This is a genomic window from Streptomyces fructofermentans, assembly GCF_014651055.1.
In the GTDB taxonomy this organism is placed as follows: Bacteria; Actinomycetota; Actinomycetes; order Streptomycetales; family Streptomycetaceae; genus Streptomyces; species Streptomyces fructofermentans.
On record NZ_BMWD01000024.1, the window covers coordinates 1 to 13,941 of the forward strand.

Below are 13,941 nucleotides of genomic sequence, written 5' to 3' on the forward strand. Positions count from 1 at the left end.
TAGACCTCCTTGATCTGCTCCTTGAGCCCCTCGTCCCGCACGGACCGGGGTGAGGGCGCCACCCGGCGTTTCTTGCAGGCGTAGTAGGTGGAAGGAGCGATCTTGCAGCCGTGCTGGGTGAGCACGCGGCAGATCGGCTCGACAACGCCGAAGCGGTCCCGGTGCTCGTCGATGAACGCTACGAGCGCGTGTGTGGCCGGTCGAGCTCGGCCGCGAAGAAACTCGCCGCCGCCTTCAAGATCTCGTTCGCCCGCCTGAGTTCGGCAATCTCCTTCTTCATCGCCTTGACCTGCGCGGACTCTTCTGTCGTCGTCCCCGCCCGGGCTCCGTTGTCGATCTGGTCCTGGCGAACCCACTTGCGCAGCGTCTCGGTCGTCCCGATCCCCAGCTTGGCGGCGACCGCCTTCATCGCGGACCACTCGGTGTCGTACTCCGGCCGCACCTCGGCGACCATGCGGACCGCACACTTGCGCAGCTCAAGGGGGTAAGGGCAATGCCGCGTAGTTAGCGTGTGACGCGATCTGTCAAATCGTCTGTGGGGGCGGCGTGTTGTGGAGGTATGGAGACGGGACCTCGGGTATGGCAGGTAGTCGACCAAGATCTATCTGCTGTGCGAGGTCCCGTTGCGAGAGCAGTCTGCCATCGTTCTACCCTCCTCTGCTCAAGTCCCGAGAGGCGTTTTCGCGCCGGGGCATCTGGGAGAGCTGGGCCGCTACCTTCCCGTCGAGCTCGTGGACGAGGTCCTGGCCGAGAGCCGGACCGTCCAGCGGCGGCTGCGTCTGCTGCCCTCGCGTGTCGGGGTCTACTTCCTGCTCGCCCTGTCCCTGTTTCCGTCACTCGGGTATGCGCGAGTATGGGACAAGCTGACCGCCGGGCTGCCGGACGGCGGTCATGCACGCCCCAGCGAGAAGGCCCTGCGGGATCTGCGCCGACGGGTGGGGCCGGCTCCTCTCAAGACGCTGTTCGAGATCGTGGCTGGCCCGTTGGGACAGCCACGGACGCCCGGTGTGTGCTACCGCCGGTGGCGGACAGTCGCCTTCGACGGGTGTTCCTCGGTCAAAGCGCCTGACCAGGAGCGGAACCTCAACTGGCTCGGCAAGTCCCGCACCCGGCTGGGCTGGGCCGGCTACCCGATGATCCGCCTGATGGCGCTGTGCGAGACGGGCACTCGCGGCCTGTTGGGGGCCGTGTTCGGCCCCGCCGAACACGGGGAGGGTTTCTACGCACGGCAGCTTCTCCACCTCCTGTCGCCGCGGACACTGCTGCTGGCCGACCGGGGATTCGACGCGAACGACTTCCTCCAGGCGGTGGCCCACACTGGCTCCCAACTGCTCATCCGCCTCAACCCCCGCCGACGGCCCGCCGTTCTCGCGGCTCTGCCCGACGGCTCCTACCTGACGCTCATCGGCCCGCTGAAGATCCGCATCATCGACGCCGAGATCAGCATGACAACCAGCGACGGACGACACGTGTCCGATCACTACCGGCTGGCGACCACCCTGCTGGACCACCGGTCCGACCCCGCAGCGACCCTGGTCCGGCTCTATCACGAACGCTGGGAAATCGAATCGGCCTTCTACGCGCTGCGGCACACACTCGCCGACGGGCAAATACTGCGCTCAGCAGACCCCACCGGTCTCGAACAGGAAGTATGGGCACAGCTCACGCTCTACCAAGTGCTGCGGACCGCCATGGTGGACGCGGTGGAGTCCGTCGCCGGAACCGACCCGGACCGCGCCAGTTTCACCATCGCTCTGGAAGCCGCCCGCGACCATGTCGTCCGCGGCCCCGATCCTCTCCGGGAGGGCGCCATCGGCACCGTGGGCCGGATCGGCCGCGCCGTCCTTGCGGGACTCCTGCCCAAACGGCGCCCGCGCACCTGTAATCGCAAGGTCAAAGCGCCGATGTCCCGTTACTACTCCCGCCTCACCGACCCCCGGCCTCGCAGCAGCTCCACCATCGAGGCCCTTGACTGCAAGATTCACCAGGCGCCGAGCGCACAGCCTCCACCGAAGACCACCGCGCCGGGAGACGGCCGCCGGGCGGGACGCGGACCCGGCCGGACCGGTGAAGGGCAGAGGAACCGCACGCTCCAGCTCATGCGCACCGCCCCCCAAGCGACCTGGAAGTCCTGTGACCTCGCACGATCACTCGGCTACAGCAATATCCATAGCTTCCGGGCATCGATGACGCGCTGGACGGCCGAGGGGCTGATCCGCAAGGTCGGTAGAGGCACGTACATGCTCGAAGAAGGCTGGACCTCCCCCAATTTGACAGATCGCGTCACACGCTAACTACGCGGCATTGGGGTAAGGGGAAGGGCGTGCCATGACTCGATCCTCTCAAATGATCGAGTCCCTATCGAACCCGGAACGGTTCAGACTGCGAATCTTGCGTTCACGAACACGGTTCGAGGATCGCATTCGGAAGCGCATGCAGATGATTTCTTGAACGAACTTGGAATCGATCCGGGATCGGTCAGAGCCATCTATTCGGAGCGGAACTTCTGCACAACGCCACGGCATGACTGCGCGGGCAGGATGAGCAGATTCACCAACGCGTCCCTCTCTTGGAGCTTTGAGAAGGGCCAGAACGCTTGGGCTACAATCATGCGCGTAGCGTACGGAGGCTGATCGGTGATCAGTATGAGTCGATTATGGAGACGAGTTGAACCTTGCTGAGGCACGTGCAGAGATCCTGAGGATCCTCGCTGCTGACCTTGGTGAGCTGATCGAGGGGGAGTCGCCTACAGCGGCTCCCCCGATCGCGCTGACCAGCTGGGAGATTCCTGAAGGCGACAGGGAGGCCCTCGGGGCCTATGGTCTGCCTGGGCAGCGAAGCGATGAGCTAATGGGAGTTGTCGGGGAATTTCAAGATGGGGCAGCGCCCGCCTTGGGGCATGCAACGACGCGCTTCTACCGAATTGGAAGCTTCGGGTCTGCGACCCTTGGCAGTATGACGGGTCGCGGCTCTGTTTTTACCATGCCCACGAAGGCTCCAAGTCACCCTCAACTTGCACATCTCAATGCGAGTGATCAAAAAGAAGCTCTTGTCAATTCAAGTCTTTCAATTTTCGTGGATTGTGCTTGGAGGTGGCATCGGCTTGTGGGCGTGCTCGCCGAGCAGGAGGTAGCAGCCGGGCAGGCTGAGGTGGCGGCGTGGCGGGCTGCGAAGGATGAGTCGGAACGTGTAGCGATTCCAGATTTCCGTGGCGCACGCCTGGAGCTATCTCGAATGGTCCATAAGGATTTTGTACGACGGGACCCAGGGGCAATTTCTCCGGACGATTCGTTCTGGTCAGAGGTAATCCTCGACGTCTCGTAGCCGATCCGGGCCGTGACCTGGCGTGCGCACCGTGTTGCTGATGTGCCCAGAGGTGCACCCCCCTTGCCGTCAGCGTTGCCGTCAAGCCAGAGGGGTGCTTGTAGGGTTCCTACAAGCCTTGTGAGCTGGGCGGTGTAGCGCTGCGGTCGGTCGGGCGTCCGGAGGACCAATCACACCGGCCCGCCGTGCCCAGGCAGAGCGACACGGACCCTGGACGAACCCACACGACCACGGGCGACTCCGCGTCGCCGAGTTGACTGCTCACGGGGTTCCGCCTTCCCCTCCACACGCCGCAGGTGCACAGCGTGTTCGTCAGGCGCTGTAACGACTCCACGTGCCGCACCACCGCGTCCACAGCCCTGAGGTCCCGTCTCAGCAACCGCTACGGCAGCCTCAAGCGCCGGCGCTTCGGCAGTCCGCGACTCAGGCCTTTTCCGCGACGCTGATCGAATTCCGGTCGAAGATCGACGGGGATGTCAATCCCATGAGACGTCACGGAGACTTCACGGTCCGGTCAATGAGCTGGCTGAGCATCGGAGCCTGACCGGCTTCGTTCACCACGGGCGATAAATCGTCCGGACCTTCTGAGAGCCCGCCGGCACTCCACAAGCGCTTCGGGAACCGCCGGGTTCTGATCCAGTACATGGCGGGCAAATATGAAGTCGAACTGGCCGCCCTTGAAGGGAATCCGGTGTATGCCGCCGCGCACCACCGGGATCCCTCGCGCCGCGACGCTCGCCACGGCCGCTTCGGAGATGTCGAGTCCGAGTGTTCGCCTCACCCCGAGCGGGCTCACGAGTCGCGCGAGGAAGGAACCTCTACCGCACCCGATGTCCAGTACAAAATCCGCGACCCGCGGAAGATCGTGCGTTCTGCATTTACCCCGCTACATGGAATTATGACAGATGGTGACTCGGCATAGGCCACGCGGCTCATTCCTGCAGCGCAAGCCATTCGTCAAAGGTAGTGGGAGCGATGCGCGCATCTTCCCCCGGAAGAAGTACGTTTCCTGCCATCTCCACGCCGAGCACAGATGACCACGTAGGCAGCAACCGTATTGACCGGCCCCGAGCGGCGTTAGTGCGCCGTGCCATGTCAACAAGGTCTTGCGGCTCCGGTCCCGCGAGGTCGCGATAGAGTCCCTGCGGCGTCCCCGTAGCAAGTTCGGCGAGAACATCGGCTACGTCCTGAGGGGCGATCGGTTGCACGAGCAGCGGCGGAATAGCCGCGACACCATCCTGCTCGCTCCAATCCACCATCGTCGCAGCAAAATCATGAAACTGGGTGGCGCGAAGAATGGTCCAAGGAACTTGGCCTTTATTGACGATGTCTTCTTGCATCCGCTTGCCGTAGTAGTGGGCGTTACCCTTTACCCTGTCCACCCCTACAATGGAAAGTAGGATGTGATGACGGACGCCAGCTCGATTCTCTGCGGCAAGAAGATTTTCCGTGGCTGTACCAAAGTACTTCTCAGCAGCCTCTCGATCTGCTCCCTCGTAGCTCATGGTGTCGATGACCGCATTCACACCTTCCAGGGCGGCATCCAGGCCATCCGCGGTCACTAGGTCCACGCCGCGTGAACGGCTAATCTCTACGACCTCGTGCTGAACCCGGAGAGCTGCAGCAGCAAGCCTGCCTATGTTCCCTGTCGCGCCTGCCACTGCAACGCGCATAGTCAATGCCCTCTCTCCTTTTCGCTACTGATTGCGCTAGCGAAAGCGGAGTGCAGTACGTTGACATGATACGACCGGCGTCTTCCCCTTACCACAGCGTCAGAACCCGGTGACGCGAGGGACTGCGACGACCAGGAACCATGCGGTCACAACTCTGCCGGTTCATGGCGAACCTTCGGGTGCGTCCGCTCCCCGATCGACCACAGCTCGCGATGACGGTCGGGCTCCCGGTGCGCCAGGGTGCGGTCACCCCGCGGCGGAGGCGGTGGGGTTCGACTCGTCTGTGGCCCGCAACAGCCGCAGGAACGCCTTCACACCGGCGATGATCTCCTGATTGTCCGTCAGTTTGTGCACGGTGGACTCGAACTCCCGCGCCAGCACCGCCACCCTACGGTCCGTCTCGTCGGCCCGTTCGCAGACGCTCATCGCCAACCCGTCGACAGTACGCCGTAGTTCACCGAGGGCCCTGTACTGCTCCTCCGCCTTGTCCTCCAGGACCCGTGCCCCCGTCTCGACGCGGCTCAGCCGGGCCCTGATTTCGACGACGTCGTCCCGCGGGTGTGTGACGTCCTTGAGAAGTCGTCCCAACCGGCGCTGGAGCTGGCCGAAGTAGGCACCTGCCGGCCGGAAGAACGTGCTGAGCAGGCAGAACGCAGCGAACCAGTAGCCCGTGAAGCCTTCCGTCGACCAAGTGACCGCGAAGACGACCGCCGCCGTCAGGAGGTGCCCCGCAACCGCCGTGCAGAGCATCGCCCGGGCGATGCGCGCGGTTTCCGCGTCCCGGACGGAGGAAACCTCGATGCCCTTCTCGCGGCTGACCGCGATCTCGGCAAGCACGGTGTGCGCCCGGAAGTACAGGTTCCAGGGCAGCGTCAGCAGCAACGTCAGCCACAGCAGGCTGAGGACACCTGCCCCGACCGCCAGCACCACGTGGGGTGGCGCCCCCGCCGCGTACGCCACGACGAGCGCCCCGGCAGCAGCAAGAACAGCCAACAGCACACCCAGGACCTTGCCCATGATCGCCCCCCGATCCACGCCCGAGTACCGAGCAAGACCATCGTCCCTGTCGCGGGCCCGCGAAGCATGAGTAGGCATACTCAGCATCAGTCCCGCGCAGGGGGCGCGGTACCGTCGACAGGAAGGGAGCCGATGACGTGACTCGTCTCGGTACCGCAGCCGCTTGGAACTCCTGACGCAACGAGGGAGCGAAGCCACGCGCGGCGCAGCACCGAATTCGGCTCCGGTCTCGGCACTCAATGCTGGGTCTTCGAGCGTGCTTTCGCCCACCTGCACTGGTTTCGCCGCCTGCGGATCTGCTGGGAGATCCGCGACGACAGCCATGAAGCCCTCCACACCCTGCGATGCGCACTCATCTTCTGGCGAGGCCTGTCACAGCCGGCCCGGACCCTCGCCCTCTCGTAGTAGCCATTCCCGGACCGAAGGAGCCCGGTCAAGGAGCAGCCTGACCTGCATCCCCTGCTCGCGTGAGGTCACCTTCGGCAGTGGGGTGAAGTCGTCGGGAATCACAACAAGCAGGCTCAGCACACGGTTCCCCGTACGCAAAGTGATCAGCAGTTCCCATCGCACGTGACGTGGAACGTCGCGGCGGTGGGACAGGTTGTGCCACATGATCGGCCACAGATAGTGGGTGCCGTCGGACGCCGCATTCGCTCGCACCCACGTCGGGTCCAACCGCTGGCTCAGACCGAGGTCACACGCCCGCGCCTCCAACCTGATCAACGAGGCCGAATCGATGGCCTTCACCTCGCGCGGCAGCGGCAGTGCAGACTCCATCGCCCCATGCTGCCCGACAGCACCCCACGCCGGGCAGCCGACCCCAACGTGTCATTCCATCGGGAGAACTTGGCGGGAGCGGTCGTGCGCGAGTGATCAGAGGGCCTGGCTCAGGATGACTTCTGCTCAGGCCGGGGCCAGTGGGCGCCGTTGAGGTCGCGGCCGTCCGCGAACGGGTGGCAGTACTCGTATTCGATCGTGCCGGTGCCGATCGCCCGACTGTTGTCGAGCGTGGTGTCACTTCACCCTTCGGCCCATCCCCTTCCTCGGACTTGCTGCCCGCCGGGTGGGCCGACAGGTCGGGCCTTCCTACCGCTGCAGGCGCTGGAGGCGGTTCGGTGGCCGGGTCAGGCGAGCAGCAGTCGGCACCAGCCGTCGGCCAGCCACCGCTCGAAGCGCTCGGGCGGCCAGCTGCGGTCCTCGACCAGGAGGCAGTAGAACTCCGGTGAGTTGGTGGCCCACATGACGTCGGCCACCTCCTCCAGGTCCAGCCCATCCCGCAACTGCCCTGTCGCGGCCAGGTCCGCGGCGAGCAGCCGCATGTTGCCCGCACGGCGCCGGGCGATGCTCTGCCAGACCTCCGCGACCTCCGGCGGTCCCGCGCGGGCGACGAGCAGCAGGGGTGCCAGTCGGGCATGCATCTCCCGGACGGCCCGCGCGTACCGGCGCAGTTTGCGGGCCGCGTCCGGTTCGGCGCGCATCTCGCGTACGTAGTCGCGCTCGGCTGCCGGAACGGCGTCGTCGGTGCCGGAGATGGCAGACTCCACCAGTTGCAAGAACAGTGCCGGTTTACGGCCCGCCACCGTGTAGACCGTGTCGACTGCGACGCCCGCGCGCTCGGCGAGCTCCGCCATCGTGGTGGCCGCGTAGCCGCGTTCGATGAACAGTCGCCTCGCGGCGTCCAGAATCGCCTGCCGGGTCGCCTGCGCGGCCGCGCGCCGGCGGCTCGTGTCGTACTGCCTCTTGACCTGTCTCTCCACGCGGTCGATGCTAGCCATATTCATCCGAAATGGCTTCGGTTGAATATGAGGGATGTGGTCCCGTGACGTACGCGTTCACCTTCGAGGTGCCGATCGACCCGGCCACCTACGCACGCATCAAGGAAGCACTTGGACCGGAGAAGCCTCCGGGGCTCGTGGCTCATCTCGTCCACCGCACACCCGGCGGGCTGCGGTACACCGACGTCTGGGAGTCCGAGGCCGACTGGAAGAGGTTCGTCGAGGAGCGTCTGCACCCGGTCGTGGACCGGGTGGTCACCGCTTCGCTGGGTTTCCGTCCGCCGGAGCCCGAAGTCGAGCACCTGGAGATGGTCGACGCCTGGATCGGCGACTGATGGACAATTGCGGCCACCGCCGCACCCGTAGCGACATGTGACACTGCTGCGCGAAGCGGTTGTGCGCCTGTCCGGGCGAGGAACTGCCCGCAACGGAAAGGGCACTTGCAGTGCTCCCTACGACACCGTGCGCGCGAAATCGGGTGCTCCCGCGCGCACGGGGTTCAAGGGTTCCTGTCCTTCTCGGACAGCGGCGTTGAAAGCGCGTAGCACGATGTTGGTGAGCGCCCTGACAGGGCGGACTCGAGCCCACTGCAATGCCGCCACCAGATGCCTGCGCCCCCCACCACGCCTCTGATCACCTCGCTGCGGGCGGCTTGGCGACCTTCCTCCTCCGGCCGGGCGTACCGCGACGGCGTCTCACACGGCGGCGGAGCCGGTATGTGCGGGCCGGGCCTCCCACACGCGTTCTGAACCGGCGTCCCGGGTACGCAAGGCGTGCGGCACCTTGCCCGCTCCCGCCGGCCCCTCAGCCGGCGCCTCCGGCACGCCCGGCCCCGGCACCCCGGCCGCCTCCAGCAGCACCCGCGCCCCACGGTCCGGCGCAACATCCAACCGCATCAGAACCGGCGGCGCGGCGATCGACGGCAGCAAATGCTGCAACAACACCGAGACCCGACGCTCCACGTCACCCAGACCCGTCTCCAACTGGGCATACAACTGAACCCCGTTGAACGAGCTGACCACCATCTCCGCCACCTCGCCCGGCACCACATGCGCCAGCGTCTCACCCCGCTGATGCGCCTCCGTCAGGATCTGCGTCACCATCCCCACCCACAACGGCCACGCACTGCCGTAATGCCGACGACCGATCGGATCCGCCGACAACCGCGCACCCGCCCGCAACAACGGCTCATGCACCAACCGATGCGCCACCGCCATCGCCAGATCCACCATCTCCTGGAGCTTGATCGCCTGCGCCGGCAGCAACTGGTCCGTCTGACGATCCAGCACCCCTCTGGCGAGCGCCTCCTTGGAATCGAAGTGGAAGTACAACGCCCCCTTCGTCACCCCGGCCGTCTTCAGGATGTCAGCGACTGTCGCCGCCGTGTAACCGTGCTCCGCGAAGACCACCGCAGCGGCCTCCAACACAGCACGACGGGTCCTGGCCGCACGCTCCTGCTGAACCATCGGACCTCCCTTTCACTGAACCAGACCGGAACCACACACGTGAGTAAAGAGCCGCCCCGTACAACCCCAATAACAAACCGTCCAGGAGGTACCTTATTCGATGCCTCCCCAAAAGGCAGCGCCACGACCCGATCTGCACAACCACCCCACGCCCGCGACCACCGGCCACCTCGGACATCGGGACACCCGGAGCGGCGGCGTGCCGGTCACGAAGCCCGCGGCGACAACCCAACCGCCTTCCCCGCCAATGGCCTTACCGGCCGCCCCGCTGGCGACGACCAGGCGTCCGCAACCCCAGGGCCGGCAGCACGACCCGACACCGCCGTCACGCGGAGCCGTCCGCGCGCCCCGTGCCGGAGGCCGGGCCGCTTGCGGTAGGGGCCGAAGGCCACAGAGTGCCCGAAGCGGCCTCGGCATCGACCGTGCGCAGCAGACGGTCGTCGATCGCCCCCAGCGAATCGACCACGTGCCGCACACCCGCGTCCCGCATGAACTCGCGCTGGAAACCACGGCCCGGATGCCCCACGAACGCTGCCCCCAGCTCACGCGCCCGCTCCGCGACCCGTGCCACGTCGTCGATGAACAGCACCCGCTCCGCAGCCAGACCGAAGACGTCCTCGGCGATCTCCCTCACACCGGGACGGAACCCATCCGTGCAGACATAGCGCGGCCCGTCGAAGTACGACGCCCACGAGCCCAGATGCTCCTCGAAGTGTCGATACTCCAACCCCCCATAACACACCAACTGCACGCCCGTGGCCCGCAATCGCTCCAGCAACGCGAGCGCACCCGGGACGACACGGACCGGCTGTTCCTTCACATACGCGGCGCGCTCCTCGAAGTACGCCGCCACCACTTCCTTCGGCGATCCCGCCACCCCCAATCCCACCAGCACCCCAGCCGCCTCCACCTGCGGCTGGGACAACACCGCGCGCTCCAACGCGGCCGTATAGACCACTCCCCGACGCTCCACGAACCGCCGAATCACCGGAGTGAACGAGTCCTCCAGCAGCACCCCATCAATATTCACCGCAACCAGCCGCAACCAACCCACACCCACCACACCCCTTCATAGCCACCAACACCCGGCAACGGGAAACCAGTTCCCTGTATCCCGCCGGATCGACGGCGGGTTGCAGGGCGGGTCAACTCACCGGAGAATAAACCGGTCATGCGGTTTCCTCAAGGCGCAATCGCACCGCACCAACCCCACTCGGCACCAACCCCGTCACCGCCCCTCCGGGCCGAGGGGCGCCCTTCACGCCCCGCCACGGGAACCCGCGCACCGCACCCTTCAGGACGGCGGATGACACGACGAAGCGGAACCGGAAGCTGCCGCCCCTCAAAGGGCTCCGGACAGGCACACCCGTAAGGACACGGCCACGGAAACGAACACCGACCGAACGCCCGACCTCTCCGGAGCCGTGCCGTCCTCCGGACGCGCCGCCGCCGCGGTCGCCGCGGCCCAGTCGGCCGTCGGCAAGCCGTACGTGTGGGGTGCCAACGGGCCCCCACCGAGGCCATCTCGGAGTACGTACGCGGGATCGTCCGTGCCACCTTCCCCGACGTGGACGCGGACGCCCTGTCGACCACGGTGTGGGCCCTGGTCCACGGCCTGGCGTTCCTGCACCTCGACGGCAAGCTCGACACCTCCACGCCTGAGGTGGTCGCCGCCCAGGTCCGCTCAGCCGTCCAGGCGCTGTTCGACGCCTCCCCCTCAATGTCCCGGACGCCTGCCGCCCCGCCTGCGCGGACGACCGACTAGGCCTTCATCCGATCTCAATGATTCCCAATGACTCCTGTCAACTCAGTGAGCCGTTAGGTGCGGCCCATGGAATCGTTGATGGCCGCCGTCCGCGAGCGGGACGAAGCTGCCCGTTTTCTCGCTTGGCCGGGTGACTTCGACCTCGACCGAGGCGACCATGTCGAGGAAGTCCACCTCGCTTCGGGCGCTGCTCTTGAGGGCTTCGCCGGCGACGGCGCCGGGGGCACGTACTTCTTCTGCGGTGAAGGCGGCGAGGAACGTCCAATCCTCTATGCCGACTCCGAAGGAGGTGCGGCTCTGGTTGCGATTGGCCTGCGCGAGCTCCTGCGGCTGCTGCTGGTCGCCCCGTGGTGGCGTGACTGCCAAGCGTTCACGGAAGAGGAAAGTCTCAAGCGCGCAGCCGAGTACCTGGCAGACATGCCAGACCTCGTGGCCCGACGAGACCGCGCCGCTGCAGCCCTCGGTCTCGACCTTCCGGATCACATGGAGGTCTTGGGCCGCCTGCAGGAGGTCGCTGTCGGGGAGGGAGGGAACTTCGTCCTCATCCTCACGCCGGAGGGTTACCCCTATGAGCCTCTCATCAGCAGCTGAAACGCGTCGCGGCAGCGGGTGCCATGTCGTCGTGGGGCGCGCTGGACGGCCAATCAGTCAAGTCATGGCGCCGGTTGGTCAGGATCTCGGTCGACTTCATCGAGTGCGAGAAGCTGCCGGGAATGTGTCGGTCGTCGTGCTGAACGGCCGGCAGTCCCGTCCTGCGCAAGGTGCCGGGTCGCGGAGTGCGTACCGCCCGGGAGGAGCAAACGCCCAAGTAGCGGCTGCATGAGCCTGCACGGCTTGAACGATCACCATCGGTGGCCTGCTCTTTGACGCGATGGCTGCCAGGCTCCCGTAAGGGCTCGCGTTGATGGACGGCTACGCGATCCAGGCTCATCGCATCGCGCCGCCCGTTGCGCTAGTCGAACGTGACCTCGAAGGTGGACGTGCTGCCGTCCGCAGCGGTCAGGGTGACCGGCCCGAACGTGATGATCGCGACGGAGTTGCCACCCGGGCCCCGATAGAAGCCGGTCGCCCTGGTGATCCGCACGGCCAGAGCCGCGAGGGTTGCCGCCGCCTGCTCGTCGGCATCGACCTTCGGTTGGGCCAGGGCGTGGTGGCCATGGGCTTCTGCCCAGTCCCGCACGCTCCGAGCGTCGCGGCTCATCTCCGGAAGGATGCTCTCGTTTGCCCAGGCCCACAGCCACGAGCCCGACGAAGGGCTGAAGCTGCCCAGAATCTGCGCGGGCGCCGTCGCGGACTTGTCGGGGAAGGTCCACGTGATGATGCCGGTCTTCTGGTCCAGGCCCCAGCGGTCCGCCGAGCCCAGCCCCCAGGACATGTGCGCACGAGCCAACTGGTCGATGCTGTCCTCGCCCTGCAGCAGCAGCGTGCCCAGATCCGTCGGATCCACCCCCTGAGCAGGGCTTTCCGGCTTGCCGGCCCGTTTGAACAATCCCATGGCGCGCAGTCTGCCAGAAGCCGCCGCGCAGCCGACCGCCCCCTCTGCCCGGATGCGGAGCCGGCCGACCGGGTGGGGAATTTCGGGCTCGGGCGAACATCTTGTGGTCGGGCCGCCACTGCCCCCGGCCGATGGGCCGCCGCGGCCTCGGGCATCATGATCGGATGCCGGACACCGCAGCGCGGGCTGCCCTTCTCGACCACCTCCGTCGAAATCTCCCGGGTCGCGTCATCGATGAGGTCCCGGGTGTGGACGGGCCCATCGAGGATCGCGTACCCGGATTCCGCGTGTTCCGGATTCATCCCGCGTATCCAGGTGACTGGTGGCTGTATGTGACCTCGGGCTGCTGGGAGGCAACTCAGCACGACGGCCATGGCACGGAGTTCTTTCTCGCGGCGCCGCGAGACGAATGGATCAACCTGGAGAGCGTCACCGTCAACGCGTACTACCACTGCGGACCGGCGCACCAGCGACTCGACGTCGGGCACACCGTCCCCATCGGCAGACCGTGGCTCGACGAGTCCGACTGCGACCACTACCTGGTGAGCCTGCCGTATCCCTTCGGCCCCGACTTCGAGGTCTGCGAGTGGGAGGGAGGAGCCCATGCCCGGATCCTGTGGCTGTTGCCGATCACCTCAGCGGAGAAGGACTTCCGTCGGGAAATGGGACTCGAAGCACTTGAAGTCCGTTTCGATGAACATGAGATCGACCCTGTCGACCCGAGACGGGCCTCCGTGGTCTGAACGGGCTCGCGGCATCACTCACCCCTGAACCGGCCGGGCCGGTCCGTCCATCCCCTTGGCGACCTCTTACCTTGGTGCCATGGGAGAGACGAACGCGAGGGTGCGGGTCGAGTCGACGCACGAGGACGTCCACGTCGGTGAGCACTGCACCCGCGCGCACTGCACCCGCGCGCGGTGTCTGCCCGAGCCGTGGATGTGCGATGTCTTCCATCTCGACGGCAGCCTGAGGGACGTTCGGGTCCTCGACACGACCCGCGTCGAGTGGATCGCGGTCCTCGAACGCCTGCGTGCCGCAGCCGACGAGACCGAGGTGGAGCACCCCTACCCCCAGCTCGATCCCGCGCATCCCGCCGTCACCGACCTCTTCCGCATCTGGGCAGACGACCCGGAGGGCGAGGGAACGACCTTCTCCTTCCGGGCCCGCTTCGGCACCGTGTGGTTCTTCGCCCTGCCCTACGACGAGGAGGAGATCGAGTTCTCCGTCTGGCCCGAGGACGTCCTCGACGGGGCGGGGGTGGACGCCGTGCTGCGGTTCCTGGTCGAGATCGCGACGGCCAGCCGACGGCGGGCCCTGCTGACCGGCGAGGTCGTCCGCTACGACCCGGGGTTGCCGACGCTGATCTCCCACGACCCCGCCACGGGACTCACTTCCCACATCTGAGTGGCGTTGTCGACGTTCGTAT

The 13,941-nt window shown here is 66.3% G+C and carries 15 protein-coding genes and 2 pseudogenes; 8 read left to right on the forward strand and 9 right to left on the reverse strand.

Annotated elements, in window-relative coordinates; genetic code table 11:
- Window positions 1-454 (reverse strand): annotated as a pseudogene (locus IE265_RS39505) (transposase); the annotation flags it as partial.
- 169 nt (window positions 455-623) lie between these two features.
- Here IE265_RS39505 and IE265_RS27905 point away from each other — a divergent pair.
- The 3 genes from IE265_RS27905 to IE265_RS39380 all read left to right on the forward strand — a co-directional run bounded on the left by IE265_RS27905 (window position 624) and on the right by IE265_RS39380 (window position 3,324).
- Complete coding sequence (locus IE265_RS27905) at window positions 624-2,294, forward strand: IS4 family transposase (RefSeq protein WP_268255849.1); 1,671 nt, start codon at window positions 624-626, stop codon at window positions 2,292-2,294.
- Window positions 2,295-2,360: 66 nt separating this feature from the next.
- The gene (locus IE265_RS39375; protein WP_373303043.1) at window positions 2,361-2,633 is read left to right on the forward strand and encodes a nucleic acid/nucleotide deaminase domain-containing protein; all 273 of its coding nucleotides are present in this window, start codon (window positions 2,361-2,363) and stop codon (window positions 2,631-2,633) included.
- A gap of 34 nt (window positions 2,634-2,667) precedes the next feature.
- Window positions 2,668-3,324, forward strand: a complete 657-nt coding sequence (locus IE265_RS39380; protein ID WP_190038479.1) for an SUKH-4 family immunity protein — start codon at window positions 2,668-2,670, stop codon at window positions 3,322-3,324.
- Window positions 3,325-3,838: 514 nt separating this feature from the next.
- Here IE265_RS39380 and IE265_RS39385 read toward each other — a convergent pair.
- From IE265_RS39385 to IE265_RS27940, 5 genes are all read right to left on the reverse strand, one after another.
- Window positions 3,839-4,162 (reverse strand): class I SAM-dependent methyltransferase, encoded by a 324-nt coding sequence (locus tag IE265_RS39385; RefSeq protein WP_190038594.1) that lies wholly within the window; start codon window positions 4,160-4,162, stop codon window positions 3,839-3,841.
- Window positions 4,163-4,256: 94 nt separating this feature from the next.
- Entirely contained in the window at window positions 4,257-4,997 is a 741-nt protein-coding gene (locus tag IE265_RS27925) for an SDR family oxidoreductase (protein ID WP_190038480.1), read from the reverse strand.
- Window positions 4,998-5,243: 246 nt separating this feature from the next.
- On the reverse strand, window positions 5,244-6,014 hold the full coding sequence (locus IE265_RS27930; RefSeq protein WP_190038481.1) for a hypothetical protein: 771 nt from the start codon (window positions 6,012-6,014) through the stop codon (window positions 5,244-5,246).
- 372 nt (window positions 6,015-6,386) lie between these two features.
- Entirely contained in the window at window positions 6,387-6,791 is a 405-nt protein-coding gene (locus IE265_RS27935) for a hypothetical protein (protein WP_190038482.1), read from the reverse strand.
- A gap of 347 nt (window positions 6,792-7,138) precedes the next feature.
- Window positions 7,139-7,771, reverse strand: coding sequence for a TetR/AcrR family transcriptional regulator (locus tag IE265_RS27940; RefSeq protein ID WP_229916638.1), 633 nt, complete (start codon window positions 7,769-7,771; stop codon window positions 7,139-7,141).
- 62 nt (window positions 7,772-7,833) lie between these two features.
- On the opposite strand from IE265_RS27940, the gene IE265_RS27945 reads away from it, so the two are divergent.
- A complete protein-coding gene (locus tag IE265_RS27945) occupies window positions 7,834-8,124 on the forward strand; it encodes a hypothetical protein (protein WP_190038484.1) in 291 nt (96 codons plus the stop codon).
- A 360-nt stretch (window positions 8,125-8,484) separates the two neighbouring features.
- Here IE265_RS27945 and IE265_RS27950 read toward each other — a convergent pair whose 3' ends face one another.
- The gene (locus IE265_RS27950) at window positions 8,485-9,255 is read right to left on the reverse strand and encodes a ScbR family autoregulator-binding transcription factor (RefSeq protein WP_190038485.1); all 771 of its coding nucleotides are present in this window, start codon (window positions 9,253-9,255) and stop codon (window positions 8,485-8,487) included.
- A 325-nt stretch (window positions 9,256-9,580) separates the two neighbouring features.
- The gene (locus IE265_RS27955) at window positions 9,581-10,270 is read right to left on the reverse strand and encodes an HAD family hydrolase (RefSeq protein WP_308434822.1); all 690 of its coding nucleotides are present in this window, start codon (window positions 10,268-10,270) and stop codon (window positions 9,581-9,583) included.
- A gap of 492 nt (window positions 10,271-10,762) precedes the next feature.
- On the opposite strand from IE265_RS27955, the pseudogene IE265_RS27960 reads away from it, so the two are divergent.
- A pseudogene (locus IE265_RS27960) lies at window positions 10,763-11,020 on the forward strand (WHG domain-containing protein); the annotation flags it as partial.
- A 66-nt stretch (window positions 11,021-11,086) separates the two neighbouring features.
- Window positions 11,087-11,611, forward strand: a complete 525-nt coding sequence (locus tag IE265_RS27965; protein ID WP_190038486.1) for a hypothetical protein — start codon at window positions 11,087-11,089, stop codon at window positions 11,609-11,611.
- A 361-nt stretch (window positions 11,612-11,972) separates the two neighbouring features.
- Here IE265_RS27965 and IE265_RS27970 read toward each other — a convergent pair whose 3' ends face one another.
- Complete coding sequence (locus tag IE265_RS27970) at window positions 11,973-12,515, reverse strand: DUF6882 domain-containing protein (protein ID WP_190038487.1); 543 nt, start codon at window positions 12,513-12,515, stop codon at window positions 11,973-11,975.
- Window positions 12,516-12,679: 164 nt separating this feature from the next.
- Between IE265_RS27970 and IE265_RS27975 the strand changes: the two genes are divergently transcribed.
- Window positions 12,680-13,258 (forward strand): suppressor of fused domain protein, encoded by a 579-nt coding sequence (locus tag IE265_RS27975; protein WP_190038488.1) that lies wholly within the window; start codon window positions 12,680-12,682, stop codon window positions 13,256-13,258.
- A 79-nt stretch (window positions 13,259-13,337) separates the two neighbouring features.
- Entirely contained in the window at window positions 13,338-13,919 is a 582-nt protein-coding gene (locus IE265_RS27980) for a hypothetical protein (protein WP_190038489.1), read from the forward strand.
- Window positions 13,920-13,941: the final 22 nt, after the last annotated feature.

Excerpts from the sequence above, each read along its gene's own strand:
- IE265_RS27925 (WP_190038480.1), bottom strand. The coding sequence starts at position 4,997 with ATGCGCGTTGCAGTGGCAGGCGCGACAGGGAACATAGGCAGGCTTGCT.
- IE265_RS27930 (WP_190038481.1), bottom strand. The coding sequence starts at position 6,014 with ATGGGCAAGGTCCTGGGTGTGCTGTTGGCTGTTCTTGCTGCTGCCGGG.
- IE265_RS27935 (WP_190038482.1), bottom strand. The coding sequence starts at position 6,791 with ATGGAGTCTGCACTGCCGCTGCCGCGCGAGGTGAAGGCCATCGATTCG.
- IE265_RS27950 (WP_190038485.1), bottom strand. The coding sequence starts at position 9,255 with ATGGTTCAGCAGGAGCGTGCGGCCAGGACCCGTCGTGCTGTGTTGGAG.
- IE265_RS27965 (WP_190038486.1), top strand. The coding sequence starts at position 11,087 with ATGGAATCGTTGATGGCCGCCGTCCGCGAGCGGGACGAAGCTGCCCGT.
- IE265_RS27970 (WP_190038487.1), bottom strand. The coding sequence starts at position 12,515 with ATGGGATTGTTCAAACGGGCCGGCAAGCCGGAAAGCCCTGCTCAGGGG.
- IE265_RS27975 (WP_190038488.1), top strand. The coding sequence starts at position 12,680 with ATGCCGGACACCGCAGCGCGGGCTGCCCTTCTCGACCACCTCCGTCGA.
- IE265_RS27980 (WP_190038489.1), top strand. The coding sequence starts at position 13,338 with ATGGGAGAGACGAACGCGAGGGTGCGGGTCGAGTCGACGCACGAGGAC.